This is a genomic window from Pseudomonas sp. 2, assembly GCF_056627435.1.
In genome coordinates this window covers 26,863-53,003 of record NZ_JBWXNG010000024.1, presented here as the reverse complement: position 1 = coordinate 53,003, position 26,141 = coordinate 26,863, and the positions used below count along the sequence as shown (strand labels likewise).

Annotated in this window: 24 protein-coding genes; 17 read left to right on the top strand and 7 right to left on the bottom strand. The window is 62.7% G+C overall.

Features of this window, described 5'->3' with window-relative positions; genetic code table 11:
- The first annotated feature begins 60 nt into the window (after positions 1 to 60).
- The 12 genes from AC1MEK_RS28220 to AC1MEK_RS28165 all read left to right on the top strand — a co-directional run bounded on the left by AC1MEK_RS28220 (position 61) and on the right by AC1MEK_RS28165 (position 15,222).
- The gene (locus AC1MEK_RS28220) at positions 61 to 1,872 is read left to right on the top strand and encodes a protein-disulfide reductase DsbD (protein WP_480399542.1); all 1,812 of its coding nucleotides are present in this window, start codon (positions 61 to 63) and stop codon (positions 1,870 to 1,872) included.
- 165 nt (positions 1,873 to 2,037) lie between these two features.
- Positions 2,038 to 2,490, top strand: coding sequence for a type II 3-dehydroquinate dehydratase (gene aroQ, locus AC1MEK_RS28215; RefSeq protein WP_274134136.1), 453 nt, complete (start codon positions 2,038 to 2,040; stop codon positions 2,488 to 2,490).
- Between the two features lie 82 nt (positions 2,491 to 2,572).
- Positions 2,573 to 3,037: an acetyl-CoA carboxylase biotin carboxyl carrier protein gene (gene accB / locus AC1MEK_RS28210; protein ID WP_480399541.1), complete on the top strand. Its 465-nt coding sequence runs from the start codon at positions 2,573 to 2,575 to the stop codon at positions 3,035 to 3,037.
- A 17-nt stretch (positions 3,038 to 3,054) separates the two neighbouring features.
- Positions 3,055 to 4,419 carry an acetyl-CoA carboxylase biotin carboxylase subunit gene (gene accC / locus AC1MEK_RS28205; RefSeq protein ID WP_480399540.1) on the top strand — a complete coding sequence of 455 codons (1,365 nt, stop codon included), beginning with the start codon at positions 3,055 to 3,057 and terminating at the stop codon, positions 4,417 to 4,419.
- Between the two features lie 134 nt (positions 4,420 to 4,553).
- Positions 4,554 to 5,432, top strand: a complete 879-nt coding sequence (gene prmA, locus AC1MEK_RS28200) for a 50S ribosomal protein L11 methyltransferase (RefSeq protein ID WP_480399539.1) — start codon at positions 4,554 to 4,556, stop codon at positions 5,430 to 5,432.
- 42 nt (positions 5,433 to 5,474) lie between these two features.
- Positions 5,475 to 6,893, top strand: a complete 1,419-nt coding sequence (locus AC1MEK_RS28195) for a DUF3426 domain-containing protein (RefSeq protein WP_480399538.1) — start codon at positions 5,475 to 5,477, stop codon at positions 6,891 to 6,893.
- A 292-nt stretch (positions 6,894 to 7,185) separates the two neighbouring features.
- Positions 7,186 to 8,199 carry a tRNA dihydrouridine synthase DusB gene (gene dusB / locus AC1MEK_RS28190; RefSeq protein ID WP_480399537.1) on the top strand — a complete coding sequence of 338 codons (1,014 nt, stop codon included), beginning with the start codon at positions 7,186 to 7,188 and terminating at the stop codon, positions 8,197 to 8,199.
- Positions 8,196 to 8,516: a DNA-binding transcriptional regulator Fis gene (fis, locus tag AC1MEK_RS28185; protein WP_007907419.1), complete on the top strand. Its 321-nt coding sequence runs from the start codon at positions 8,196 to 8,198 to the stop codon at positions 8,514 to 8,516. Before dusB ends, fis begins: the two co-directional genes overlap by 4 nt.
- Before the next feature lie 72 nt (positions 8,517 to 8,588).
- A complete protein-coding gene (gene purH, locus AC1MEK_RS28180) occupies positions 8,589 to 10,196 on the top strand; it encodes a bifunctional phosphoribosylaminoimidazolecarboxamide formyltransferase/IMP cyclohydrolase (RefSeq protein ID WP_480399536.1) in 1,608 nt (535 codons plus the stop codon).
- A gap of 176 nt (positions 10,197 to 10,372) precedes the next feature.
- Positions 10,373 to 11,668, top strand: coding sequence for a phosphoribosylamine--glycine ligase (gene purD, locus AC1MEK_RS28175; protein ID WP_480399535.1), 1,296 nt, complete (start codon positions 10,373 to 10,375; stop codon positions 11,666 to 11,668).
- 94 nt (positions 11,669 to 11,762) lie between these two features.
- Positions 11,763 to 14,558 (top strand): response regulator, encoded by a 2,796-nt coding sequence (locus AC1MEK_RS28170; protein WP_480399534.1) that lies wholly within the window; start codon positions 11,763 to 11,765, stop codon positions 14,556 to 14,558.
- 67 nt (positions 14,559 to 14,625) lie between these two features.
- Positions 14,626 to 15,222, top strand: coding sequence for a MarC family protein (locus tag AC1MEK_RS28165; protein ID WP_480399533.1), 597 nt, complete (start codon positions 14,626 to 14,628; stop codon positions 15,220 to 15,222).
- Positions 15,223 to 15,233: 11 nt separating this feature from the next.
- On the opposite strand, the gene AC1MEK_RS28160 is transcribed toward AC1MEK_RS28165, so the two are convergent.
- The 7 genes from AC1MEK_RS28160 to cobG all read right to left on the bottom strand — a co-directional run bounded on the left by AC1MEK_RS28160 (position 15,234) and on the right by cobG (position 22,199).
- On the bottom strand, positions 15,234 to 15,872 hold the full coding sequence (locus AC1MEK_RS28160; protein WP_480399532.1) for a hypothetical protein: 639 nt from the start codon (positions 15,870 to 15,872) through the stop codon (positions 15,234 to 15,236).
- Entirely contained in the window at positions 15,869 to 16,591 is a 723-nt protein-coding gene (locus tag AC1MEK_RS28155) for a hypothetical protein (protein ID WP_480399531.1), read from the bottom strand. Before AC1MEK_RS28155 ends, AC1MEK_RS28160 begins: the two co-directional genes overlap by 4 nt.
- A gap of 47 nt (positions 16,592 to 16,638) precedes the next feature.
- The gene (locus tag AC1MEK_RS28150) at positions 16,639 to 17,439 is read right to left on the bottom strand and encodes a hypothetical protein (RefSeq protein ID WP_480399530.1); all 801 of its coding nucleotides are present in this window, start codon (positions 17,437 to 17,439) and stop codon (positions 16,639 to 16,641) included.
- A 345-nt stretch (positions 17,440 to 17,784) separates the two neighbouring features.
- A complete protein-coding gene (cobJ, locus tag AC1MEK_RS28145) occupies positions 17,785 to 19,497 on the bottom strand; it encodes a precorrin-3B C(17)-methyltransferase (protein ID WP_480399529.1) in 1,713 nt (570 codons plus the stop codon).
- Positions 19,497 to 20,231 (bottom strand): precorrin-2 C(20)-methyltransferase, encoded by a 735-nt coding sequence (locus AC1MEK_RS28140; protein ID WP_480399528.1) that lies wholly within the window; start codon positions 20,229 to 20,231, stop codon positions 19,497 to 19,499. The genes cobJ and AC1MEK_RS28140 overlap by 1 nt, the downstream gene beginning before the upstream one ends.
- Complete coding sequence (locus AC1MEK_RS28135; RefSeq protein WP_480399527.1) at positions 20,228 to 20,854, bottom strand: precorrin-8X methylmutase; 627 nt, start codon at positions 20,852 to 20,854, stop codon at positions 20,228 to 20,230. The genes AC1MEK_RS28140 and AC1MEK_RS28135 overlap by 4 nt, the downstream gene beginning before the upstream one ends.
- Positions 20,847 to 22,199 carry a precorrin-3B synthase gene (gene cobG, locus AC1MEK_RS28130; protein ID WP_480399526.1) on the bottom strand — a complete coding sequence of 451 codons (1,353 nt, stop codon included), beginning with the start codon at positions 22,197 to 22,199 and terminating at the stop codon, positions 20,847 to 20,849. The genes AC1MEK_RS28135 and cobG overlap by 8 nt, the downstream gene beginning before the upstream one ends.
- A gap of 211 nt (positions 22,200 to 22,410) precedes the next feature.
- Between cobG and cbiE the strand changes: the two genes are divergently transcribed.
- From cbiE to AC1MEK_RS28105, 5 genes are all read left to right on the top strand, one after another.
- Entirely contained in the window at positions 22,411 to 23,613 is a 1,203-nt protein-coding gene (cbiE, locus tag AC1MEK_RS28125) for a precorrin-6y C5,15-methyltransferase (decarboxylating) subunit CbiE (protein WP_480399525.1), read from the top strand.
- Entirely contained in the window at positions 23,613 to 24,710 is a 1,098-nt protein-coding gene (locus tag AC1MEK_RS28120; protein ID WP_480399524.1) for a cobalt-precorrin-5B (C(1))-methyltransferase, read from the top strand. Before cbiE ends, AC1MEK_RS28120 begins: the two co-directional genes overlap by 1 nt.
- Positions 24,707 to 25,432, top strand: a complete 726-nt coding sequence (locus tag AC1MEK_RS28115; RefSeq protein ID WP_480399523.1) for a cobalt-precorrin-6A reductase — start codon at positions 24,707 to 24,709, stop codon at positions 25,430 to 25,432. Before AC1MEK_RS28120 ends, AC1MEK_RS28115 begins: the two co-directional genes overlap by 4 nt.
- A 108-nt stretch (positions 25,433 to 25,540) precedes the next feature.
- Positions 25,541 to 25,843 carry a type II toxin-antitoxin system RelE/ParE family toxin gene (locus AC1MEK_RS28110; RefSeq protein WP_480399571.1) on the top strand — a complete coding sequence of 101 codons (303 nt, stop codon included), beginning with the start codon at positions 25,541 to 25,543 and terminating at the stop codon, positions 25,841 to 25,843.
- Positions 25,844 to 25,845: 2 nt separating this feature from the next.
- Positions 25,846 to 26,133, top strand: coding sequence for an addiction module antidote protein (locus AC1MEK_RS28105; protein WP_480399570.1), 288 nt, complete (start codon positions 25,846 to 25,848; stop codon positions 26,131 to 26,133).
- The last annotated feature ends 8 nt before the right edge of the window (positions 26,134 to 26,141 follow it).

The following is a 26,141-nucleotide window of genomic DNA, read 5'->3' as shown; positions in this document are numbered from 1 at the left end:
CCCATGCGATGTGTCGCGGGGTCCGTTATGATGCGCGCATCCTTGTACTGCGAGACCGCCATGCGCCGCCTGCTTTGTCTGATACTGCTGACCCTTGCCCTGCCCGCCTTCAGCGCGAGCATTCTGGACAATCGGCCTGCCACAGGCTTGGGCAATTCGTCGCTGAGCGCCTCTAGCATCGACAACAGCAAGGACTTCCTGCCTGTTCGCCAGGCCTTCCAGCTGAACCTGATCGACACCTCGCCCGAGGCGATCAAGCTGCAGTTCGTCGCCACTGAAGGCTATTACCTGTACCGCCATCGCTTTGCCTTTCGCACCGAGCCTGCCGACATTGGCCTGGGCGCGGCGCAACTGCCGGACGGGAAAAAGAAACACGACGAGTATTTCGGCGACGTCGAGGTCTACCACGGCATTCTCGACGTCACCCTGCCACGCAAGGCCGGTGACAATCGCCCGTTCACGCTGGTGGTGACCTATCAGGGCTGTGCCGACAAAGGCCTGTGTTACCCGCCCGAGACAGAGCGCCTGAAGATCGGTGACGACGAGGCCGCAGCCGAAATCGCCCCAGCAGCAGGAACGACGTCAACGACCAAGGCCGCCTTCAGCTGGAAGCAACTGGCCCTGTTCTTTCTCGCTGGCATCGGCCTGACCTTCACCCCCTGCGTGCTGCCGATGTTGCCGATCCTCTCGGGTGTGGTGCTGCGCGGACAGGTCGGCGGCATGCGCGGCTTTTCGCTTTCACTGGCTTATGTGCTGCCGATGGCCATCTGTTTTGCCCTGCTCGGCGCGCTGATGGGCCTGTTCGGCGCCAGTCTGAATTTGCAGGCGCGGCTGCAATCGGCCTGGGTGCTGGTGCCGTTCGCACTGTTCTTCGTGGTGTTCGCCATTGCCATGTTCGGCGCGTTCGAGCTGCGCCTGCCCCGAGCACTCAACGACCGCCTCGAACGCATCGCGGGCAACACCCAGGGCGGCTCGCTGTGGGGCGCTGCAGTGCTGGGCGCCGTATCCAGCCTAGTGGTCTCCCCTTGCGTCTCGGCGCCACTGGCCGGCGCCCTCCTCTATATAAGCGCCAGCGGCGATGCCCTGGGCGGCGCACTCAAGCTGTTCGCCCTGGGGCTGGGCATGGGCGCGCCACTGGTGCTGGTCGCCACCGGCGGCGCGGCATGGCTGCCGAAAAGCGGCCCGTGGCTGGTGACGGTGAAGAACATCATAGGCGTTCTGCTGCTGGGCCTGGCCATCGGCCTGCTGAGCCGGGTCATCCCTGAGCCGCTGACGCTGATGCTGATCGGCGCGCTCAGTGCAGGCGTCGCGCTGTTTCTCGGGGCGCTGGAGTTCGTCGAGAAGTCCACCCGCGGCCGCCTGAATCAACTGCTCGGAATTCTGCTGTTGGTCTACGCTCTCTGCTGTTGGTTTGGGGCCTTGGGCGGGCAAGGCGATCCGCTGCAGCCACTGGGGCAATCGCAAGACACTCGAATGGCTACACAAGGCAACGGCAATCCAGCGTCTGAATGGCAAACCGTGACCGACGCCCGTGAACTGGACCGGATCCTCGAAACATCGAAAAACGCCGGAAAACCGGTCCTCGTCGACTGGTATGCCGACTGGTGCATCAGCTGCAAGGTGATCGAGCATCAAGTGCTGCCCGATCCGAAAATTGTCAGCCAACTCAAGGGGTTCCGTCTGATTCGTTTCGACATGACGGCCAGCGGCTCCGAACAGCGCGCCTTGCTCGATCGCTACAAATTGTTCGGCCCGCCGGCGCTGCTGTTTTTCGGAAAAGACGGGAACGAGCTGACAAATGCGCGAGTTGTCGGCGAAATCGACGTCGAAGGTTTCTCTGAGCACCTAACTAGAGCAAATGACCAAATTTAGCCCTTTAGTCACAAACTTTGCGCGAACATCGGTCATCGTGCTGAACATTGCCGATATCTGCGGCGCTAACTGGACAGTCCATTGACCTTTGCGGCATAGTCGCTGCGCATCAACGACTCATACCCTCGTATGAGTGTCGACACAGCACACAACAAGGGACACACGATGGCGACTTTTCTGGTTCTTCACGGACCTAACCTGAACCTGCTGGGCACCCGCGAACCGGGCATCTACGGCGCGGTCACGTTGGCCGATATCAACCAGGACCTGGAAAAGCGTGCGCGCGAAGCCGGCCACCATCTGATGTATCTGCAAAGCAATGCCGAGTACGAACTGATCGACCGCATCCATGCCGCGCGCGACGAAGGCGTGGACTTCATTCTGATCAATCCGGCCGCTTTCACGCATACAAGTGTCGCAATACGTGACGCGTTGCTGGGAGTGAGCATCCCATTCATCGAAGTGCACCTCTCGAACGTGCACAAACGCGAACCTTTCCGCCATCACTCCTACTTTTCAGATGTCGCCGTAGGAGTGATCTGCGGCCTTGGCGCCAGCGGATACCGACTGGCCCTGGAGGCTGCCCTGGAACAACTGGCCACCCGTTCGAAGGCATGACCGGCGCAGTTTCGCACTGAGCCACACACAGCCCGAACCGGCTACCCCATACCCCTGACCGTCCCCTGGGAGTTGATGATTAATGGATATCCGTAAAGTCAAGAAACTGATCGAACTGCTGGAAGAGTCCGGCATCGACGAGCTGGAAATCAAGGAAGGCGAAGAGTCCGTACGTATCAGCCGCCACAGCAAGGCTCCAGCTCAACAGTTCTACGCGCCAGCCCCGGCTGCCGCGCCTGTCGCAGCCCCTGCTGCCGCCCCGGTTGCCGCTGCTGCACCTGCCGCCGCCGAAGCCGCCGCACCAAAACTCAACGGCACCGTCGCCCGTTCGCCAATGGTCGGTACGTTCTACCGCAAGGCGTCCCCGACTTCCCCTGCGTTCGTCGAAGTCGGCCAGACCGTCAAGAAAGGCGACACGCTGTGCATCGTTGAAGCGATGAAAATGATGAACCACATCGAAGCTGAAACCAGCGGTGTGATCGAATCCATCCTCGTTGAAGATGGCCAGCCGGTTGAATTCGACCAGCCGCTGTTCACCATCGTTTGAACCGCGAGGAGCCAATGATGTTGAAACCTGCGAAACTGGAAAAAGTCCTGATCGCCAACCGCGGTGAAATCGCTCTGCGAATCCTGCGTGCTTGCAAGGAACTGGACATCAAGACTGTCGCCGTCTACTCCAAGGCCGACAAAGAACTGATGCACCTGGGCCTGGCCGACGAATCCGTTTGCATTGGTCCGGCATCGGCTGCGCAGTCCTACCTGCATATCCCGGCGATCATCGCCGCTGCGGAAGTCACCGGCGCCACCGCCATTCACCCTGGCTACGGCTTCCTGGCGGAAAACGCCGACTTCGCCGAACAGGTCGAGAAATCCGGCTTCGCCTTCATCGGCCCGAACGCCGAGACCATTCGCCTGATGGGCGACAAGGTGTCGGCCAAGGACGCCATGATCAAGGCGGGCGTGCCGACCGTTCCAGGTTCTGACGGCCCGCTGCCTGAAGACGAAGAAGAAGCCCTGCGTATCGGCCGTGCGGTCGGTTATCCGGTGATCATCAAGGCCGCCGGCGGCGGCGGTGGTCGCGGCATGCGCGTGGTTCACAAGGAAGAAGACCTGATCGCGTCGGCCAAGCTGACCCGTTCGGAAGCCGGTGCGGCCTTCGGCAACCCGATGGTCTACCTGGAGAAGTTCCTGACCAACCCACGTCACGTGGAAGTTCAGGTGCTGTCCGACGGCCAGGGCCAGGCGATCCACCTGGGCGACCGTGACTGCTCGCTGCAACGCCGCCACCAGAAGGTGCTTGAAGAAGCGCCGGCTCCAGGCATCGATGAAAAGGCTCGCCAGGAAGTACTGGCCCGCTGCGTCAAGGCGTGCATCGATATCGGTTACCGCGGTGCCGGTACCTTCGAATTCCTGTACGAAAACGGCGCGTTCTATTTCATCGAAATGAACACCCGCGTCCAGGTCGAGCACCCGGTTTCGGAAATGGTCACCGGTATCGACATCGTCAAGGAGATGCTGAGCATCGCCGCTGGCAACAAGCTGTCGTTCACTCAGGATGACGTGAAGATTCACGGTCACGCGCTGGAATGCCGTATCAACGCCGAAGACCCGAAAACCTTCATGCCGAGCCCTGGCACGGTCAAGCATTTCCACGCACCAGGCGGCAACGGCGTTCGCGTCGATTCGCACCTGTACAGTGGCTATGCCGTTCCGCCGAACTACGACTCGCTGATCGGCAAGCTGATCACCTGGGGCGCTACCCGTGACGAAGCCATGGCTCGCATGCGCAACGCCCTGGACGAAATCGTGGTCGACGGCATCAAGACCAACATCCCGCTGCACCGTGAACTGACCCGCGACCCTGGCTTCTGCAAGGGCGGCGTCAACATTCACTACCTGGAACACAAACTGGCCGGTGAGAAACACTGATCCGTCAGTCAATGTTGCAGACCAACAGAGCCGCTTTCGAGCGGCTTTGTTGTTTCTGGCCGAACCCCGTAAACTTGCCGGTCTTTCGCGGCATTTGCGCCGCCTGTCATTTTTTCATTCGAAGGTAATCCGCCATGCCTTGGCTGCAAGTCCGTCTCGCCATCAGCCCAGAACAAGCCGAAACCTACGAAGACGCGCTGCTTGAAGTCGGTGCCGTGTCCGTGACGTTCATGGACGCTGAAGACCAGCCCATCTTCGAGCCCGAGCTCAACACCACGCCGCTGTGGACTCACACCCACCTGCTGGCCCTGTTCGAAGCCGACACCGACGCCGACATGGCCCTCAATCACCTGAAACTGCTGACCGGCGCAGAGCTGCCTGAACACAGCCACGAGGTGATCGAGGACCAGGACTGGGAACGCAGCTGGATGGACGGCTTCCAGCCGATGCGTTTCGGCCAGCGCCTGTGGATCGTGCCGAGCTGGCATGCCGCCCCCGAACCTGACGCGGTCAACCTGCTGCTCGATCCGGGTCTGGCGTTCGGCACCGGCACTCACCCGACCACCGCCCTGTGCCTGGAGTGGCTCGACGGCCAGGACCTGTCCGGCGCCAACGTGCTGGATTTCGGCTGCGGCTCGGGCATCCTGGCCATCGCCGCACTGCTGCTGGGCGCCGAACACGCCGTCGGCACCGATATCGATGTGCAGGCGCTGGAAGCCTCCCGCGACAACGCCGGGCGCAACAACGTCCCTGCCGAGAAATTCCCGCTGTACTTGCCTGAAGACCTGCCCAAGCAGCCAGCCGACGTATTGGTGGCTAATATTCTGGCAGGACCACTGGTTTCGCTGGCACCCCAGCTGGCAAGTCTGGTCAAACCCGGTGGACGCCTGGCGTTGTCCGGCATTCTTGCCGAGCAAGGCGATGAAGTGGCAGCGGCCTACGCCGACACATTCGACCTGGACCCGATCGCCAATCGCGACGGCTGGGTACGCATTACCGGCCGTCGTCGCTGACACTCCCCAGACACTCAGGCGCTTTCATCTCCGGATACCCGCATGACCGACAGTTTCGTCACCCAGTGCCCTCACTGCCAGACCAGCTTCCGCGTCAGCCACGCTCAACTGAGCGTGGCCCGTGGCATGGTGCGTTGCGGCTCCTGCCTGCAAGTGTTCAATGCCGCCAAGCAACTGCTGGAACAGCGCGCCGAAGAAATCGCTGCACAGCTGCCTGAAGCCGCGCCAAAGCCGGTCGAGCCTGTTGTTGCACCTGTCGAAGTGCCCGCACCGCAGCCCCAAGCGGCATTGCCGGTGCAGGCGCCAGTGCCAGTGCCGGTCAGGCAGGAGACATCCCCGGTCGACCTCGACAGCCTCGACCTGGATGATCTGGACGTCGAACTGGCGCGCCTGGAGCAACGCGAGATTCAGCTGCCCGAGTCTTTTGGCCGCGCTGGCCGGGGTGCGAGCCGCGAGCATGAGCACGATGAAGTCGAGTCTTTCAGCGCCAGCCGCGATGAACCGCAGATCGCCACCGAGAAGTGGGACCACGGCCCGAGCCACGATGACATCAGCCAGCTGCCCGAACTGCGCGCCGAAGTCATCGACGAACGGGACGAGCCCGCGCTGCTGACCGAAACCGCCGAACCGGAAGACATCGACCATGACGATGATCCGCGCACGGAGCCTTCACTGTCGCTGACGCCGGTGGATCTGGAAGACGAACCGGCCCACGGCCAACGCCTGAACGCCGACGCGCGGGATGACGACGAACACCACGAACCCCATGACGACGCGCATCGCGGCGAGCGGTTTTCCGCGCTTGATGGCGAAGACGATCGTCACGCCCACAAACGCGATGAACTGGACGATGAAGACGACGATGATCGCCGGCACAATCGCGGCAAGCGTGCCCGCAGCGAACCCGCCCTGCGCGATCAGGCCCTGCATGACCTGATGGACGACCCGCTGCAGCTGTCCTGGCAGAAACCCAAGCCTCGCTGGGGCCGGCGCATGCTGTGGCTGCTGTTGGTGCTGATCGCCCTGGGCGCGCTGGTCGGGCAATACGTCTGGTATCACTTCGACGAACTGGCGCGCCAGGATCAGTACCGGCCCTGGTTCCAGGAGCTGTGCCCGCAGGTCGGCTGCAAGGTGCCATCGCGGGTCGATATCAAACTGCTCAAGAGCAGCAATCTGGTGGTGCGCACCCATCCTGAGTTCCAGGGCGCGCTGGTGGTGGACGCGATCATCTACAACCGTGCTTCATTCTCCCAGCCGTTCCCGCTGCTGGAGCTGCGTTTCGCCGATACCAATGGTCAGCTCATTGCCAGTCGTCGGTTCAAGCCCGGCGAATATCTCTCGGGAGAACTGGCCGGAAAGGACGAAATGCCGCCCCAGACGCCCATTCACATCGCGCTGGACATTCTGGACCCCGGTCCCAAGGCGGTGAATTACAGTTTGAGTTTTCGCTCGCCGGAGTAAACTCCACAGACAGGCAAGCTGAATGGCCCGCGCCGCAGACGCACTGAAAGGCGGCGCAGGGCAGTCGAAAATTCGACGACAGTTTAATGACAGCGCGAACCCGAACCGAACCGTTCGCGATAAGAAAGCAACTGTTCAGATTTTATCCAATTCAGCCTTTATCCGGTCATCGAGAGCGGGTATCATGCCCACCCTTTTTCATACTCCGGGTCCCGTCTGAAAAGCGCCATGCCGAATGCGGCCGCACTTTTCGGACCCGACCTCGTGATACGGCCCCACAACAGGTCACCCTATGTCGGCGGTACGCATCGGCCCATATACATTGCAGAACGGCTTGATCCTCGCCCCCATGGCGGGCGTCACCGACCAGCCTTTCCGCCAGCTGTGCCGCCAACTCGGCGCCGGCCTGGTGGTGTCGGAAATGGTCACCAGTGACATGAGCCTGTGGAACAGCCGCAAATCGCGGCTGCGCATGATCCACGAAGGTGATCCCGAGCCGCGCTCGGTACAGATCGCCGGTGGCGATCCGCAGATGCTTGCGGATGCAGCACGTGCCAACGTCGAACTTGGCGCGCAGATCATCGACATCAACATGGGCTGCCCGGCCAAGAAGGTCTGCAACAAGGCCGCAGGGTCGGCACTGTTGAAAGATGAGCAGTTGGTGACCGAAATCCTGCACGCGGTGGTCGCGGCAGTCGAGGTACCGGTCACCCTGAAGATTCGCACCGGCTGGGACCGCGCGAACAAGAATGGTCTGACCGTCGCCCGGATCGCCGAACAAGCCGGCATCCAGGCACTGGCGGTTCACGGACGGACCCGTGCGGACCTCTACACCGGTGAAGCCGAGTACGACACCATCGCCGCGATCAAGCAAGCGGTGTCGATCCCGGTGTTCGCCAATGGCGACATCGTTTCACCCGAGAAAGCCCGGCATGTGCTCGACGCAACCGGTGCCGACGGGCTGTTGATTGGCCGGGCCGCCCAGGGGCGCCCATGGATTTTTCGCGAGATAGAGCACTACCTGCGCACCGGGGAAAAACTCCCTGCGCTGGATCTGCATGAAGTGGAACGCATTCTGCTAGAGCATCTGGCAGCACTTCATACGTTCTATGGCGACGTGATGGGCGTGCGAATCGCCCGCAAGCACGTCGGCTGGTATCTCGCAACCTTGCCGGGCGCCAGGGAGTTTCGCGCCCTTTTCAATCGTTTGGAAGATACGCAAGCACAGTGCGCCAACGTTCGGGAATTCTTTGCCGAACGCATAAAAAGCCCGCAGTCAGGGAACGAACAAGAGGTGGCCGCATGACGATGATGACAGAGACTTTAGTGAGTGGAACAACACCCGTGAGCGACAACGTCAATTTGAAACAGCACCTCAACACGCCGAGCGAAGAGGGTCAGACCCTGCGCGGAAGCGTCGAAAAGGCGCTGCACAATTATTTCGCTCACCTTGAAGGTGCTGCCGTCACCGACGTCTACAACCTGGTGCTCTCGGAAGTCGAAGCCCCCTTGCTCGAGTGCGTGATGAACTACGTCAAGGGCAACCAGACCAAGGCCTCCGAGCTGCTGGGCCTGAACCGTGGCACCTTGCGCAAGAAACTCAAGCAGTACGACCTGCTGTAAGCATCCAAAACACTAAAAGCGACCTCATTCCCTGCGGTCGTTTTTTTTGCTGAATTGATAATGGAAGTTGAGATGACCGACCAGACTACCCGCCTGCCGATCCGCCGCGCCTTGATCAGCGTTTCCGACAAGACCGGCATCCTTGAATTCGCCCGTGAACTCGAAGCCCTGGGCGTCGAGATCCTGTCCACCGGCGGCACCTTCAAGCTGCTCAAGGACAACGGCGTTGCAGCGGTGGAAGTCGCGGATTACACCGGCTTCGCTGAAATGATGGACGGCCGGGTCAAGACCCTGCACCCGAAAATCCACGGCGGCATCCTGGGCCGTCGCGGCACCGACGACGCCATCATGGCCGAGCACGGCATCAAGCCGATCGACCTGGTGGCGGTGAACCTCTACCCATTCGAAGCTACGGTTTCCAAGCCTGGCTGTGACCTGCCGACCGCCATTGAAAACATCGACATCGGCGGCCCGACCATGGTCCGTTCGGCGGCGAAAAACCATAAAGACGTGGCCATCGTGGTCAACGCCAGTGACTATGGCCAGGTGCTGGAAAGCCTCAAGGCCGGCGGCCTGACCTACGCCCAGCGCTTCGACCTGATGCTCAAGGCGTTCGAGCACACCGCCGCCTACGACGGCATGATCGCCAACTACCTGGGCAGCGTCGACCAGAGCGCCGACACCCTGTCCACCGAAGGCCGCAGCGAGTTCCCGCGCACCTTCAACACCCAGTTCATCAAGGCGCAGGAAATGCGCTACGGCGAGAACCCGCACCAGAGCGCGGCGTTCTACGTTGAAGCCAAGCCGGCCGAAGTGGGCATCGCTACCGCGACCCAGCTGCAAGGCAAGGAACTGTCCTACAACAACGTGGCCGACACCGACGCCGCGCTGGAATGCGTCAAGAGCTTCACCAAACCGGCCTGCGTCATCGTCAAGCACGCCAACCCGTGCGGCGTGGCGGTCAGCCCGGACGCCGAAGGCGGCATCCGTCAGGCCTACGAGCTGGCCTACGCCACCGACAGCGAGTCGGCCTTCGGCGGCATCATCGCCTTCAACCGCGAGCTGGACGCTGAAACCGCAAAAGCCATCGTCGACCGTCAGTTCGTCGAAGTGATCATCGCCCCGAGCGTCAGCGCCGAAGCGGCGGCCGTTGTCGCCGCCAAGGCCAACGTACGCCTGCTGACCAGCGGCCAATGGGCTGCCGACCGTGCACCGGCCTGGGACTACAAGCGCGTCAACGGCGGCCTGCTGGTGCAGAGCCGTGACAACGGCATGATCAGCGCCGACGACCTGAAAGTGGTGACCAAGCGCGCGCCGACCGAGCAGGAAATCAACGACCTGATCTTCGCCTGGAAAGTGGCCAAATACGTCAAGTCCAACGCCATCGTCTACGCCAAGAACCGCCAGACCATCGGTGTCGGCGCCGGCCAGATGAGCCGCGTGAACTCCGCGCGCATCGCCGCGATCAAAGCCGAGCACGCTGGCCTGCAGGTCGCGGGCTCGGTCATGGCATCGGATGCGTTCTTCCCGTTCCGCGACGGCCTGGACAATGCGGCCAAGGTCGGCATCACTGCGGTGATCCAGCCGGGCGGTTCGATGCGCGATGCGGAAGTCATTGCTGCCGCCGACGAAGCGGGCATTGCAATGGTGTTCACCGGCATGCGCCATTTCCGTCACTGATACATCGATCAACTGTGGGAGCGAGCTTGCTCGCGAATGCAATCTGCCAGAGACATTGATGTCGACTGACACACCGCTTTCGCGAGCAAGCTCGCTCCCACAGGGTTGGTACGCGACGCACACATCGTCGACTTGCCAGCGACACCCACAGAATCAGCGTCATCGAGGTTTTTGAAATGAATGTTTTGATCATCGGCAGCGGTGGCCGTGAACACGCGCTGGCCTGGAAGGTCGCGCAGGATGCCCGCGTGCAGAAGGTCTTCGTCGCGCCCGGCAACGCCGGTACCGCCATCGAAGCCAAATGCGAGAACGTCGCCATCGACGTCACCGCGCTGGAGCAACTGGCCGACTTCGCCGAGAAGAACGTTGCGCTGACCATCGTCGGTCCGGAAGTGCCGCTGGTGGCCGGTGTCGTCGACCTGTTCCGCGCCCGTGGCCTGGACTGCTTCGGTCCGACCAAGGGCGCCGCTCAGCTGGAAGGCTCCAAGGCCTTCACCAAGGATTTCCTGGCGCGTCACAAGATCCCGACCGCCGAGTACCAGAACTTCACCGAAATCGAGCCGGCGCTGGCCTACCTGCGCGAAAAAGGCGCACCGATCGTGATCAAGGCCGATGGCCTGGCCGCCGGTAAAGGCGTGATCGTCGCCATGACCCTGGCGGAAGCCGAAGACGCCGTGCGCGACATGCTGGCGGGCAACGCCTTCGGCGACGCCGGTTCGCGCGTGGTCATCGAGGAATTCCTCGACGGCGAAGAAGCGAGCTTCATCGTCATGGTCGACGGCAAGAACGTCCTGCCGATGGCCACCAGCCAGGACCACAAGCGCGTCGGCGACGGCGACAGCGGCCCGAACACCGGCGGCATGGGCGCCTACTCCCCGGCTCCGGTCGTGACCGCCGAAGTGCACCAGCGCGTGATGGATCAGGTGATCTGGCCGACCGTCCGAGGCATGGCCGAGGAAGGCAACGTTTATACCGGTTTCCTCTATGCTGGTCTGATGATCGACAAGGCTGGCAACCCGAAGGTCATCGAGTTCAACTGCCGTTTCGGCGATCCGGAAACCCAGCCGGTCATGCTGCGTCTGCAATCGAGCCTGGTGTTGCTGGTCGAGGCGGCAATGGCGCAAGCTCTGGACAAGGTGGAAGCGCAGTGGGATCCGCGTCCAAGTCTGGGCATCGTGCTGGCCGCTGGCGGTTACCCTGGCGATTACGCCAAGGGCGCGGCGATCAACGGCCTGGACGCGGCAGCGGGTCTGCCGGGCAAGGTGTTCCACGCAGGTACCGCGCTCAAGGATGGCCAGGTGGTCACCTCCGGCGGTCGTGTCCTGTGTGCGACCGCGCTGGGTGACAGCGTAGGTGACGCGCAGAAGCACGCTTACGAACTGGCTGCAAAGATTGACTGGCAAGGTTGTTTCTACCGCAAGGACATTGGCTACCGTGCCATTGCCCGGGAACGCGGCGAACATCTGGAGTAAGTCCGGGTCGGGCAGTTTTCCCTTTTGGGACAGCTGCCCGGTTTTCCTGTGCCGCCCCAGAGTAAACTGGCTACATTCACGAAGGGATTTCGCCGTGCGCTGGCTCAGGATTGCCACTTGTTTGATCATCGCGATGATGACACTGCTCTGTGTACCCACGGCAACGGCCGAGGTCACTGCAGGCTGGTCGACCCTTGTCGACGATCAGGCCAATCTGCAGCTCAGCGACATCCGCTCCCCCCATTACGAATCCCAATTCAGCCCGGTCGAACTCGATCAGGTTCGCGCCACCAGCCGCGACTCCGCGCTGTGGCTGCACTATCGCCTCGCCCCCACCGACCATGAACAACTGGTGCGCATCTTCGCCCCGGACCTGGCCACGGTGGACATGTACGTGCTGGACGGCGAAAACCTCGTCGACCATTCGCGTACTGGCAACAAGATCCGGCGCGACGCTCAACCGTTGCCCTCCATCGACTTTCTCCTGCCAGTGCCGCAAAGCGACCGGCCGCTGGACCTCTACCTGCGGCTGAAATCCGAGCAGGAGCTGCGCCCCAATATCTCCCTGGACGCGGCCGTGGACATCGCCGCCGACGAGCGTCGCCCGCTGCTGCTGGGGCTGTTCTTCGGCTCGCTGATCATGCTGATCGTGCAGAACATCACCCGCTACGCCCAGTCGCGCTCGGTCAGTAGCCTGTGGCTGGCGGCCTGCGAGGCGTTCCTGGGGCTCAGCGCACTGTTGCTGCTCAACCTGCAGGCGCCCTGGCTGTCGCGCTGGCATCTGGCGCAGACCCCGAGCGCCCACATCGCGCTGCTGTTCGCTGCGGCCACGGGGCTGATCTACACCTATTGTTTCTTCATTCAGCGCGGCGTCGAGTCGCTCAACCGGATGCTGATGAGCGTGCTGCTGGTGGTCGGCTTCGGCGGCCTGCTGGTGCTGTTCGTCAACACCCTGCCGCTGAACATCCTGACCTTTTTGCTGGTGGCGCTGACCACCCTGACCATCACCCTCGTCTCGATCTATCACCTGCAAAAAGGCTACGCCCCGGCGCGGCCGTTCGTCATCGCCATGATCGTCTTCAACCTGGGCAATCTGGTGATCCTGCCGGCCATGCTGTGGCTGACCACCATTCCCGCGCAGACCCTGATCATCGCGGTGATGGGCATGTTCTGCCTGTGCGGGCTGCTGATGAGCATCGCCCTGAGCGAACGTCATCGCAGCATCACCGAAGACAACTTCAGCATCAGCCGCGAGCTGGCCGCCAGCACCGCCGAGATCAACGCCAAGGCGGAGTTTCTGGCCAAGATCAGCCACGAAATCCGCACGCCCATGAACGGCGTGCTGGGCATGACCGAACTGCTGCTGGGCACGCCGCTGTCGGTCAAGCAGCGCGATTACGTGCAGACCATCCACAGCGCGGGCAACGAACTGCTGACGCTGATCAACGAGATCCTCGACATCACCAAGCTCGAATCCGGGCAGATCGAACTGGATGACGTGCAGTTCGACCTCAACGCGATGATCGAAGACTGCCTGAACATCTTTCGCGCCAAGGCCGAGCAGCAGAGTGTCGAGCTGATCAGTTTCATTCAGCCGCAAGTGCCACGGGTGATCAGCGGTGACCCGACGCGCCTGCGCCAGACCCTGCTGAGCCTGCTGGAAAACGCTCTGAAGAAAACCGACGAGGGCGAGATTCTGCTGGTCGTGGCGCTCGACTCCCGGGGCGGCAAGCCGCGGCTGCGCATCGCGGTGCAGGACAGCGGCATGCCGTTGACCCCCAAAGAGCGCGATGCGCTGCTGCACGCCGAGCTGCACAGCAAGAATTTCCTGGCCGCCAGCAAGGTCGGCGGCCACCTGGGGCTGGTGATCGCCCGGCAGTTGATCCTGCTGATGAACGGCGAATTCGGCATCCAGAGCGGCAGCAACCAGGGCAGCACGCTATGGATGAGCCTGCCGCTGGACCCCGAGCGTCTGGAACAGCCGCCGTCTGATCTGGACAGCCCGCTCAAGGGCGCGCGGGTGCTGGTGGTCGACGACAACGACACCTGCCGCAAGGTGCTGGTGCAGCAATGCAGCGCCTGGGGCCTGAACGTCAGCGCCGTGCCGTCGGGCAAGGAGGCGCTGGCGCTGCTGCGGACCAAGGCGCACCTGCGCGACTACTTCGACATCGTTCTGCTGGACCAGAACATGCCCGGCATGACCGGCATGCAGCTCGCGGCCAAGATCAAGGAAGACCCGAGCCTGAACCACGACATCCTGTTGATCATGCTCACCGGCATCAGTAACGCGCCGAGCAAGGTCATCGCGCGCAACGCCGGGGTCAAGCGTATCCTCGCCAAGCCGGTGGCCGGTTACACCCTGAAAACCACCCTGGCCGATGAGCTGAATCAGCGCAACAAGGGCCAGGCGACATTCCCGCCCGCACCGAACGTGCTGCCGGAAATCGACGTGCCCAGCGACTTCCGCATTCTGGTGGCCGAGGACAACAGCATTTCCACCAAGGTGATCCGCGGCATGCTCGGCAAGCTCAACCTGCAGCCCGACACCGCCAGCAACGGCGAGGAAGCCCTGCGCGCCATGAAGGCCCAGCGCTATGACCTGGTGTTGATGGACTGCGAAATGCCGATCCTCGATGGTTTCTCGGCCACCCAGCAATTGCGCGCCTGGGAAATGGGTAACCAGCGGCTGCGTACCCCAGTCGTGGCCCTGACCGCGCACATCCTGGCCGAGCACAAGGATCGCGCCCGTCAGTCTGGCATGGACGGGCACATGTCCAAGCCGGTCGAGCTGTCACAACTGCGCGAACTGGTCGAATACTGGGTCGAGCAGCGCGCCCGGCAACAGGCGGGAGACACCCCCGGTGATCAGGAACGCTACGGACAAAACTGACCCCGCTCTCCTGCGCGGCGCCTGATAGACTGGCCCCCTTCCGAGTCTGCCGCCAAGAGCCGATACCATGCTGCATGTGCTGTTCAGCGTTTACCTGAAGATGCTGGTGCTCTACAGCCCGTTCTTCGTCCTGTCCTGTTTCATCAGCCTGAGCCGCGGCTATTCGCGCAAGGAACGCCGCTACCTGGCGTGGAAGATCGCATTCGCGACCCTGGTTTCCAGCGTGCTGCTGTACCTGTTCGGGCGGGTGATTTTCGGCGTGTTCGGCATCACCGCCGACGCCTTTCGCATCGGCGCCGGCAGCGTGCTGTTCATTTCGGCGCTGGGCATGGCCCAGGGAAAATCCGGCGTGCAGACCGACAACGTGCAGCAGGACGTGGCCATCGTCCCGCTGACCATCCCGATCACCGTCGGCCCCGGTACCATCGGCGCCCTGCTGGTCATGGGCGTGAGCCAGCCGCACTGGGACGACAAGCTCACCGCCATCGTCAGCATCGCCCTGGCCAGCTTCACCGTCGGCGTTGTGTTGTACCTGTCCAACAGCATCGAGCGGCTGCTGGGCGACCAGGGCTTGCAGATCGTCAGCCGGTTGATGGGGCTGTTCGTCTGCGCGCTTGCGGCGCAGATCATCTTTACCGGGATCAAGGGGTATCTGGTGCCCTGAGCGGACGCCCCTCAAAGTTCGAATGACCGGATTGCACCTTGCGCAGCGTCACCCAGTTCCCGCCGGATTCTTTCGCGATGCGGTGCGTACGCGTCGCGATCGAAGCGGTAAACCGCACCGCTGATGCGCAGCACCATGTCCCGAGATGTCTGGGTCCAGAATTCATAATCACGCACATCGGCATAGCCGGTGAGCTGGATACCGCAAACCACGACAGATACCTGCCCGTATCGCCCGGTCTGACAAGGCACTACTTGGAAGCGGGCCAGATCGCTCCGACCACTGCCATTGGTAAAAAAACGATCAGCCTGCCCTCGAAGCTGCATGGCCTCCAACGACGCGATGGCCTGTCTGGCAAGCGCCTCGGACGCGGTCTGGCGGGTAACGTCGAAAGTGATGGACTTGAGTTCCGGGGCGCTGTTGATCACCGTGGGTTGAGGGTGAATGGACGCCATTTTGGTAAAGCCCCGCTGCTCCAGGCCCATGCCGTATCGATACGTCCAGTAGGAAAAATGCTCCTGCCGATCCACCTGCCCTGCCAGCCGGTCGACTCGTAGCAAGCAATTGAACAGATCATCACGGTCCTGCGCGCCAGTGCCCGCAGACATCGAAACCAAACTGCTGCCAATGACTGCGCCCGTTCCGTTCATAGCGATATGGCCTCACCAGCTGCCCTTGTTTCGAGCACCTGACTCAAACCGGTACGCTTGTCCTCAAGCGCCCCTCGAACGGCATTTCGCAGGGAGCCGTAAACGATATCCATCATGCGCATGGACTGAAAACGCATCTCGATGTTGCCTTTCACGTCCGCAATGGCCAGGTTCTGGAACAGGTAATCCGGCCCTAAAGCCGTACACGAGGTAAAGCCCAGCGTCACCAGCGAAAGCTCCCCTCCTGCATCGAGCATACCGAGCTGCAACAGGGCCTTTTGCTGGCAGTGTCCTGCCGGATGATCGCCGGGGGCCACGGGTTGAAGCGTCTGTCGAGCCAGCAACTCAAAAGCAGGTTGACCCGGGAACGCCATGAATGAACGCTTCACCAGCCTCTCGATCTCGATAAATAGCCCGCGCGAAAGAAAGCTGGGCAGGTGCCCGTCAATCCATTCCCAGATCGTCGTACCCCTCATTTCCTGTGAGGGCAGGCTCAGGCTTTCAGCATTTTTCAATACGTAGCCAAACCGGTTCATGGCCGCCAACCTGGTGTTGCTCCAGTCGTCAGCCGCATTGAAGCGGTCGTGTTTCTTCGTCGCAGCCAGCTGCGTGTAGAGCAGGCAATCCGACGTGTCTTCCTGCAGTTGCGCGGAACAATCCCGGTGGAGGAACAGCAAACATCCGGCGTTGACCTGGGCGGTGAACGGTTCCTGCTTCATATGTCGCTCCTGCGAAAAAAGGGAACGCCAGGCGCTCCCTTCCATGTTCAGATGTCGAATTCGGCAATCGCCGCTTCGGCGTTGTTGCCCAGCCTTGCCCGGATAGCAGCCCGCACCGTGGCGTACAGCGAACTGTTGAGCACCAGATTGCTTTCGCCCCTGAAGGTCTTGACCTGCGCACTGTTCCACTCCCAGAACAGGACGTTGGTGAACGCTGCATCGGCCTGAAAGTTCACGGCGCCCATGGCCAGGCTGATGGTCCCGTCCGACGACTCCATGCACGCGCCCAGCCGAAAGTTCGCCCCGCTATGGGAGCGGGTCTGGCGCTCGAACAATTGCAATGGCTCGTTTCTGGCCGCGAGCGTCTGCACAGCATCGGCGGCGACCTTGAGCATCGCGGCGGAGGCAGGCCCCGGCAGCGCTGCTGCCGCGATGGCTGAACCGAGGATCTCCAGGCCGGCCTTGTCCATGCTGAAACTGCGATCGGTCGAGCGGTAACGCGAGTAGCTCCAGTTGCTCGACAACCAGCCCACCTTGGAGAGCACCTCGTTAAACTTCGCGTACCACCGCTCACTTTGGGTTTCGGGGTTGAACGCCTTGTTGGCCACCAGGGTCGCGAACAGGTAGGAATCCATCACGTCCTCCCTGTTCTGGCGCGAAACGCCCTCGGTAAACACCAACAGGTTGCTGCCTGTAACCGCAGCACTTGCAGGCTCGGTTGCCGGGTTATCGAACGCGATCTTGCTATCGGCGAGCGTGTCCATCAGAGAGCGCGCACCGTCGGCCATCTCGCTGTTGGCGATGAAGGCTCGGGCACGGGCCACGCCATTATCCAGTTGCGAATTCATTGTTTAGTCCCTTGAAAGTCATTGCCTCAATGGCACTTAAGAGACTAACGAGTTAGCAGCGAAAGAAAACTCGTGGCGAGACGACGTCACTTTGCAATGAGCGTCCTGATGATCCTACAAGGCACTCGACGTTATCTCGGGACCAACGCGAACAAGAACCCCCAGAAAACAAGGAAAAATCAGAGGTGCCTAATTGTGCAGGGAGAAATGGCTGACATCGAAAAGGGGATACAACCGGAATTTTCGGGCACCCCGGAAGGAAAGGATCAGGGAAGCGTATCGGCCGAAATGGACGCTAACCCCGACCGATACTACTTCCCCAAACACACATTCAGACGCTAGCCATCACTTGGCAGGCTTCTCGCCGTACCAGCGCGGGGTGTAGACCCACTCGGTGCCATCGGCTCGCGGGAACACGCAGGTGACCGATGACCCCACCAGCACCATGGTGCGCATGTCGACCTGCTCGGGCGTCAAGTCGCCGAGGGTAGTCACGCGCAAGGTCTGCCCCGGCCGCCCGATGTCCCGCCCCAGCGTCACGGGCGTGCGCGGCGAGCGATGCTGACGCACGATTTCCAGCGCACGACCCAGTTGCCAAGGGCGCGAGCGGGAAATCGGGTTGTAGAAGGCCAGCGCCAGATCGGCCTGGCAGGCCAGGTCCAGGCGTTTTTCGATGATGTCCCAGGGCTTGAGGTTGTCGGACAGCGACATCACACAGAAGTCATGGCCCAGCGGCGCACCCGCTTGCGCGGCGGTGGCCAGAGACGCCGAGACGCCGGGCAGAATCTCCAGATCCACTGCGTGCCACTGCGGGTCGTCGGATTCGTGCAGCGCTTCGAGCACTGCCGCCGCCATGGCGAACACTCCCGGATCACCCGACGACACGACCACTACCGAACGGCCTTGAGCCGCCAGTTCGAAGGCGTGGCGGGCGCGCTGCATTTCTTCGCGGTTGTCGGTGCAGTGCAGCACTTGATCGGCGCGAAAGGGGCCGGCCATGCGCACGTAGGTTTCGTAACCCAGCACGTCGTTGGCGCGGGCCAGCTCGGCCTTGACCGCCGGGATCATGAACTCGGAAGCGCCCGGCCCCAGGCCGATGACCGCCAGCCGCCCGCGTGGGCGGCCGATCTGTTCGATGTCCAGCGGTTGCGCAGCGACTGCAATCGCAAGGCCTTCAACGCAGCTGATTGGCGGCAACAATTGCGGCAGGACTTGCTGCGCCATTTCAGCAGCCGAAGCGCCAGCGGTGAAGCGCAGCGGCACGCCCAGTTCCCGCGCAGCGGCGTGCAGTGCAGGATTGGCCATCTCGGTTTCGCGGGCCAGCAGGCACGCCAGCGCTTGCTGGGCAATATGCGCGTCATGCAGTGCTTTTCTGATGCTATCGGCAAGGCCGTCGAACGGAACATCGACCGCCACCAGCACATTGCGCGGGTAGATCAGCAGCTCATGGGCCGATGGTTCGCGCTCGGCGTAGCCCACACAAATCGCCAGGTGCGCCTGATCGCTTTGGGGCAGTTGCGCCTGGGCCAGCCAGGGCGCCGCGCCTTCGATGCGCACACTCTCGCCCGACAGCAAATCCGAAACGAAGCGCTTGCCCAGCTCCAGATCACCCAGCGCGTAACCGGCCGGCGGGTTGAGCAGGCAGGTGCCGAAACGCAGCTCGCCGCTGGTGGTGATCGCAGGAGCGGTCTCCAGACCTGCAGCGATTTGCCGGGCCATGACATTGACCCCGCCCAGCCCGCCGAGCAGCGGCACGACGGCGCTGCCATCTTCGGCCACGGCCAGCACCGGCGGCTCGACGCCCTTCTCCAGCAGCAGCGGCGCCAGCGTGCGAATGACGATGCCTGCTGCGCACAGGGCGATGATCGGCGTGTCTTGCTGATATAACTGGCGAAGCATCGCGCCGAAGTCCGAATAGCTGCGATCAGCCCCTTCGACCCGACCGGCCAGACCATGGATCAACGCATCCGGGTAGATCCGTTGGATGCGCTGCGCCGTCGCCAGCGCGCCCTTGCCGAGAATGACGATGGCCGGGGCTTTCATGTTCGATGCGCCCATCAGCCCTGCCACCTTTCGCCCGGAACAATGATCAGCGAGAAGTACGGCGAGGACATCGGATCGACCTCCGCCAGCGGCACGACCTTCTGATTGCTCATAGTCGCGCGTTCCACGTACAGCGCGCGCTCGGCAAGCCCCGACTCCACCAGCACCTGACGGACCTTGGGCAGGTTGCGCCCCAGCTTCATGATCACCGCCGCGTCGGCGTCCACCAGCTTGCGCTTGAGCTCGTCAGCCGACAGCACGCCGGACAGCACCGACAGGCTCTGATTGCGATACACCAGCGGCGCGCCCAGCACCGAAGCACCGCCCAGCATCGAGCAGACACCTGGAATCACCTGCGCCTCATAGTGCGCGGCCAGGCGGTCGTGCAGGTACATGTAGGAGCCATAGAAGAACGGATCACCTTCGCAGATCACCGCCACATCGCGCCCGGCGTCCAGGTGCGCCGCCACGTCCAGAGCGGCGCTGTCGTAGAAGTCGCTGATGATCTGCTCGTAGGACATGGGCTCGGGCAGCACCTCGGTGGTGACCGGGTAGACCAGCGGCATCAGCGTCTGGGCCTCTTGCAGGTGCGCCTCGATGATGCCGAATGCATTGCCTTTCTTGCCCTTGGCAACGAAGTAGGCAACGACCGGCGACTCACGCAGCAGGCGCAGCGCCTTGACGGTAATGAGTTCCGGATCCCCTGGGCCTACGCCCAGCCCGATCAGACGACCACGAGCCTGCATCATTCGACCTCCGTGGCCAGCGCATTGACCGCAGCGGCTGCCATGGCACTGCCGCCGCGGCGGCCCTGCATGATCACGTAAGGCACGCCGCGGCTGTCGGCAGCGAGCATGTCCTTGGATTCGGCGGCGCCGACGAAGCCCACCGGAAAGCCGAGAATCAGTGCCGGTTTCGGCGCACCGGCGTCGATCATTTCCAGCAGATAGAACAGCGCGGTCGGCGCGTTGCCGATCACCACCACCGCCCCTTCCAGATGCGGACGCCACAACTCCAGCGCCGCCGCCGAGCGGGTGTTGCCCAGCTCGCGGGCGAGGTCCGGCACGCCTTCGTTCTTGAGGGTGCAGATCACCTGGTTGTTGGCAGGCAGGCGCGCCCGGGTCACGCCCTCGGCGACCATGTGCGCGTCACACAGGATCGGCGCGCCGGCGGCCAAGGCCTGACGCCCGGCGGTGCCTGCCCCCGGAGAAAAGCGCAGGCCATCGACCGCGTCGACCATGCCACAGGCGTGAATCACCCGCACAGCGAGTTTTTCCAGATCGGCCGGAATCCGCTCCAGGTTGGCCTCGGCGCGGATGATCGCGAAGGAGTTGCGATAAATCTCCTGACCGTCGCGGATGTAATCAATCATCGGTGTTGCTCCGTGAGTCGGCGGTCAACAACGCACCGACTGCTTCAATAGTGAGGTCACGCCCACGCAACCGGCCCAAATCCGGCTCGTCTGCGTGGTGAAAATAAAGGTCATAGCGCCCGGCGCTCACCGCCAGCAGGGTGACTGGCGCAGCATGGGCGGCGGCGCAGGAACGGTCGCAGCCAGACAGGTGCACGGCTTGCGTCACACCGTTGTGCTGCAGGATTGCTGCCAGTTGCAGCGCGTCGGCCTTGGTGTCGGCCAGGCCCTTTTTGCACGCGGAAGAACCGGTGCAGGCGATCACATGGGCGAGTGCCTGATCGACGTCGCACAGCAGCCCCGCGTCGGCTAAATCATCCAGCGCGTTGGCGGACGAAGCCTTGGGAACGTTGCGCAGCATCAGGCTCTGCCAGGCCGTCATCACCAGCGTGGCATCGCCCAGCGTCGTTGCCACTTCTGCAGCGCTGCGCAACATGGACGGCGTCAGACGGCCCAAAGGCACGACGCCGCCAACACAGAGCAGATTCGGCTGCGACTGGGCATAAATGCCGATGTGCCCATGGGCCTGGATCGGCGCCCGCTTGCAGTCGGTGATCTCGCGCCCGGTTCTCAGCGGCACAGTCAATCGTGCGCTCAGATGTTCGAGCAGATGTGCGGTCGGCATGTCCTGCAACAGATGCCGCATGCGGGTTTGCTCGGGCCGCGCATGGTCCAGAAACAACTCCAGCACCGCGATCACCAGCTCATGCCCCGCCGCAACCGGCACCGCCGCCAGCGGCGCATCGTTGCCAGGGCAACCGGCCAGGCCGAATCCCAGCAGCATTTCGCCCGCAACATCCACCGCCGACAGCCAGAGATCGTGGGGATGATCGAGCATCACCAGCCCCTCCCCCGCATCCAGCGAAATCGCGAACTTGGGAGAAAGCTCATGGAAACGCGGATGGTTTTCCAGCGAGTGCAGAATCTGCGCCGCCAACGGCCGGGCGTCGAACGCCTGAAGCGGGTCGACACCGGCGGTGGGGCTGAGCATGAAGTTGCGCACATCGTCGCTGGCCGGATTGCGCGGCCCAAGCCCGGCATCCAGCAGCGCCGCGATCAGGCCGTCATGGTCAGCGCCGATGCCACGAATCTGCAGATTGCCGCGGTTGGTCGCCTCGATCACACCACCGGCAAACCGCTCGGCCGCACAGGCCACGGCCAGCGCCTGCTGCGCCGTGATCACCCCGCCCGGCAGCTTGATCCGACAGATCCCACCATCGAGCGCCGGCACGATGCGCAACAACCCAGGGCAAGCCGAAGGGCGCAGCGGCGCAGCGGACGGGCGAGCGGACAACGGCTCGGACAAGGGATCACCTGACAGGGACGGGCTGGAAAGGGCCGTATTATGCCTGCTTTGGCGGTGGGCATGAAAAGGCGGTTTGTCGGGTGGGGCGAATGTTGATTGCAGGATCGAATCTGTTGCGTCGACGACGACGTCCCGCCAGCGCGCTATCATGCCCGCCTTATCCACAGGCCTCAGAGCGGCCTGTCGCAGGTTTCAAGGTTGAGGGCAATACATGTCGCCGTGGCTGACAGTCGTGGGAATCGGTGAAGACGGCTTCAAGGGGCTGGGCAGGAACGCCCGGCATGCGCTGTTGCAGGCGCGGCAGGTGTTTGGCAGCTCGCGCCAGCTCGATTTGCTGCCGCCTTGCATACGCGCCGAACGGCAGCAGTGGCCGAGCCCGTTTTCCCTGCAGCCGGTGCTGGAGCAGCGCGGTGAACCGGTGTGTGTGATCGCCAGCGGCGACCCGATGCTCTATGGCGTGGGCGTGAGCCTGTCGCGCCAGGTGCCGGTGGAACAGATGCGGGTGATTCCCGCGCCCTCCTCTTATTCATTGGCGGCGGCGCGCCTGAGCTGGGCGTTGCAGGACGTAGTAACGCTGTCGGTGGTGGCGCGCCCGCTGGCGGCGCTCAATGCGCAACTGCACCACGGGCTGCGGCTGCTGGTGTTGAGCAACGATGGCACAAGCCCCGCCGCAATTGCCGCGCAGTTGCGCGAGCGCGGCTTCGGGCCCAGCCACATGACCGTGCTGGAACATCTGGGCGGCCCGGCGGAACGGCGTGTCGAGGGCACTGCCAACGACTGGTCGAACCCGGAAATCGCGGCGCTGAATCTGGTGGCCATCGATTGCCGCGCGGCGCCCGAGACCTTGCGTCTGTCGCCACTCGGCGGTTTGCCCGACGATGCGTTTCGCCATGACGGCCAACTGACCAAACGCGACGTGCGCGCCATCACCCTGGCCCGCCTGGCACCGGTCCCCGGCCAGTTGCTATGGGACGTGGGCGCCGGTTGCGGCTCGATCGGCATCGAGTGGATGCGCGCCCATCCAACCTGCCGCGCAGTGGCGATCGAAGCCCACGAAGAGCGTCAGCAACTGATCGAATTCAACCGCGACGCCCTCGGCGTGCCGGGCCTGCAGTTGGTGCGTGGGCGCGCGCCGGATGCACTGGACGACCTGGAACCACCGGATGCGATCTTCATCGGCGGCGGCGTGACCCGCGCCGGTGTGCTGGACACCTGCTGGCAACAGCTGCGCTCGGGCGGGCGGCTGGTGGCCAACGCGGTCACGCTGCAGAGCGACGCCATGCTGGTCAACTGGCGTGAAGCCCATGGCGGCGAACTGACCCGCGTGCATCTTGCGCACTCCAAGCCCCTGGGCAAATTCGACACCTGGCGTCAGGCGCTGCCCATCACCCTGCTCGAAGCGATCAAGCCCTGATGCGTGAAGAGACCGGCGAACAACCCGCGCCGCTGCGCAGCGGGCTGACAACGGGCAGTTGCGCGACGGCCACCTCACTGGCGGCGGCGCGCCTGCTGCTGGCTACCGAGGCGTGCGACGCCATCGATATCACTCTGCCCAAGGGCAAGCGTGTGACCATGCGCCTGGAGTTCTGTCGGCTGATCGACGGCGGCGCCGAGGCAGGCACGATCAAGGATGCCGGCGACGACCCGGACGTGACCCATGGCGCGCTTCTCTACAGCCAGGTCAGGCTGATCTCTGAAACAGGCGTGCATTTTGTAGCCGGCCCCGGCGTAGGCACCGTGACCCGGCCGGGTCTGGTGCTGGGTGTGGGCGAACCTGCGATCAACCCGGTGCCGCGGCGGATGATGACCGAACACCTGAGCGCCCTGGCCGCCGAACTCGGCTACGCCGGCGGTTTTGAAGTAACGGTCTGCGTGGACAACGGCAGCGAACTGGCGCTCAAGACCATGAACCCGCGTCTGGGCATTCTCGGTGGCCTGTCGATTCTCGGCACCAGTGGCATCGTGCGACCGTTTTCCTGCGCGGCCTACATCGCGTCGATCCATCAAGGCATCGACGTCGCCAAGACCAACGGCTATCAGCACATCGCCGCCTGCACCGGCAACGCCAGCGAAGACACCATGCGCCGGGTCTACAACTTCCCGGACATCGCCCTGATCGAAATGGGCGATTTCGTCGGCGCCGTGCTCAAGCACCTGCGCAAAGTGCCTGTGGATAAACTCAGCCTTTGCGGCGGCTTCGGCAAGATCAGCAAACTGGCCGCTGGCCACATGGACCTGCACAGCCGCCACTCCAGCATCAATCTCGAACAACTGGCCTCGTGGGCGGCGGACGTGGGCGCAGATGCCGAACTGCAACAACAGATTCGCGAGGCCAACACCAGCCAGCAGGCATTGGCCATGGCTTCAAAGGCAGGCATCGCGCTGGGTGATGCGGTCTGCCAGCACGCCCTGGACTTTGCCCGCAGCGTGGTGCCTGCGCAGGTGCAGGTGGAAGTGTTCGCCATCGACCGTCAGGGTGGGATCGTGGGCCATGCGGGAGCCTTCTTTTGAAACAGCGCATTTTGCTGCTAGGCGGGGTGACCGAGGCGCTGGCGATCGCCCGCACATTGGGACCGGAACATATCTACAGCCTGGCAGGCGTAGGCCGGGTGCCGACCGACTTGCGTTGTCAGGTGCGTGTCGGTGGCTATGGCGGCGCGGAAGGACTGGCGCAATTCGTACGGGATAACGGGATCGGTCTGGTCCTCGACGCCACCCATCCCTACGCCGCACAGATCAGCGCCAACGCCGCCGCAGCCGCGAAACTGGCCGGCATCCCAAGCTGGGCCCTGCGCCGCCCGGCCTGGCAGGCACGGCCGGGCGATGATTGGCGCGAAGTGTCCGACTGGACAGAACTGACCACCGCCCTCGCCCCGTTCAAGCGCCCGCTGTTCACCTTGGGCCGCGAGCCGCTGCAGCACCTGGATGAAATCCCCGAACACCAGTTCTGGACCCTGCGCGCTCTCGACCTCTACCCCGGCAACGAACGCTGCGAAGTCATCGGTGCACGCGGGCCGTTTCAGCTCGACGACGAGCGCGGGCTGTTCGAAGCCCGGGGCATCGATGTGCTGATCAGCAAGAACAGCGGCAGCAGCGCAACCGAGCCCAAGCTGGACGTGGCGCGGGAGCGGGGGGTGCCGGTGCTGGTGCTGAAACGGCCGGTGTTGGCGGGGGTGGATCGGGAGTTTGGGAATGTGGGAGAAGTGTTAGAGGCATTGCAGGAATCGCCCTAGCGGTAGCCGTCGACCGCACCAAGTCATCACGTTCGTGACAAAAAATCTGAACGCTGCTATCCGTGACGCCTGACATCGGGAATGTATCCCTTGGAATACATTTCCCGTATGATTTTTTTCGAACGATCTACCTCATTCTCAAAATGGTTGAAATCCCTCAGGGACAAAACCGGACAACAGCGCATCTTTGCCAGACTCGACGCGGCCCAAGAGGGGAATTTTGGCGATTGCCAACCCGTCGGCGGCGGCGTATTCGAGATGCGAATACATTATGGACCCGGATATCGCGTTTACCTGACTCGCCGTAACGAAGTGGTTTATCTGCTTCTCATCGGCGGCGACAAATCAACCCAGATCCGGGATATCGATCAAGCCAGAGAAATGGCCAAGAACCTCGGTACACAAAAGTGAAAGTGGAAGAAGAATTCAAGCCGTATGACGTGGCAGAGTATCTAGAAACCTTTGAAGATATGGCCGGGTATCTGAATGCCTGCTTTGAAGAAGATGCAGGAGATGGTGTTCTCGTTTGCAAAGCGCTGGGAAACATTGCCCGCGCGCAAGGCATGACTCAAATAGCGCGAAACACAGGATTGGGAAGGGAGAGCCTGTACAAAGCGCTGAGCGAAAGCGGCAACCCCGAATTCGCCACCATCATGAAAGTGATGAAAGCACTGGGGCTCAAGTTACACGCCTCCACTTGAGCCCCGCG

What these genes read in the sequence shown, in the direction of transcription:
- AC1MEK_RS28220 (WP_480399542.1), top strand. Translation starts at nt 61, where the DNA reads ATGCGCCGCCTGCTTTGTCTGATACTGCTGACCCTTGCCCTGCCCGCC.
- aroQ (WP_274134136.1), top strand. Translation starts at nt 2,038, where the DNA reads ATGGCGACTTTTCTGGTTCTTCACGGACCTAACCTGAACCTGCTGGGC.
- accB (WP_480399541.1), top strand. Translation starts at nt 2,573, where the DNA reads ATGGATATCCGTAAAGTCAAGAAACTGATCGAACTGCTGGAAGAGTCC.
- accC (WP_480399540.1), top strand. Translation starts at nt 3,055, where the DNA reads ATGTTGAAACCTGCGAAACTGGAAAAAGTCCTGATCGCCAACCGCGGT.
- prmA (WP_480399539.1), top strand. Translation starts at nt 4,554, where the DNA reads ATGCCTTGGCTGCAAGTCCGTCTCGCCATCAGCCCAGAACAAGCCGAA.
- AC1MEK_RS28195 (WP_480399538.1), top strand. Translation starts at nt 5,475, where the DNA reads ATGACCGACAGTTTCGTCACCCAGTGCCCTCACTGCCAGACCAGCTTC.
- dusB (WP_480399537.1), top strand. Translation starts at nt 7,186, where the DNA reads ATGTCGGCGGTACGCATCGGCCCATATACATTGCAGAACGGCTTGATC.
- fis (WP_007907419.1), top strand. Translation starts at nt 8,196, where the DNA reads ATGACGATGATGACAGAGACTTTAGTGAGTGGAACAACACCCGTGAGC.
- purH (WP_480399536.1), top strand. Translation starts at nt 8,589, where the DNA reads ATGACCGACCAGACTACCCGCCTGCCGATCCGCCGCGCCTTGATCAGC.
- purD (WP_480399535.1), top strand. Translation starts at nt 10,373, where the DNA reads ATGAATGTTTTGATCATCGGCAGCGGTGGCCGTGAACACGCGCTGGCC.
- AC1MEK_RS28165 (WP_480399533.1), top strand. Translation starts at nt 14,626, where the DNA reads ATGCTGCATGTGCTGTTCAGCGTTTACCTGAAGATGCTGGTGCTCTAC.
- AC1MEK_RS28160 (WP_480399532.1), bottom strand. Translation starts at nt 15,872, where the DNA reads ATGAACGGAACGGGCGCAGTCATTGGCAGCAGTTTGGTTTCGATGTCT.
- AC1MEK_RS28155 (WP_480399531.1), bottom strand. Translation starts at nt 16,591, where the DNA reads ATGAAGCAGGAACCGTTCACCGCCCAGGTCAACGCCGGATGTTTGCTG.
- AC1MEK_RS28150 (WP_480399530.1), bottom strand. Translation starts at nt 17,439, where the DNA reads ATGAATTCGCAACTGGATAATGGCGTGGCCCGTGCCCGAGCCTTCATC.
- cobJ (WP_480399529.1), bottom strand. Translation starts at nt 19,497, where the DNA reads ATGGGCGCATCGAACATGAAAGCCCCGGCCATCGTCATTCTCGGCAAG.
- AC1MEK_RS28140 (WP_480399528.1), bottom strand. Translation starts at nt 20,231, where the DNA reads ATGATGCAGGCTCGTGGTCGTCTGATCGGGCTGGGCGTAGGCCCAGGG.
- AC1MEK_RS28135 (WP_480399527.1), bottom strand. Translation starts at nt 20,854, where the DNA reads ATGATTGATTACATCCGCGACGGTCAGGAGATTTATCGCAACTCCTTC.
- cbiE (WP_480399525.1), top strand. Translation starts at nt 22,411, where the DNA reads ATGTCGCCGTGGCTGACAGTCGTGGGAATCGGTGAAGACGGCTTCAAG.
- AC1MEK_RS28120 (WP_480399524.1), top strand. Translation starts at nt 23,613, where the DNA reads ATGCGTGAAGAGACCGGCGAACAACCCGCGCCGCTGCGCAGCGGGCTG.
- AC1MEK_RS28110 (WP_480399571.1), top strand. Translation starts at nt 25,541, where the DNA reads ATGATTTTTTTCGAACGATCTACCTCATTCTCAAAATGGTTGAAATCC.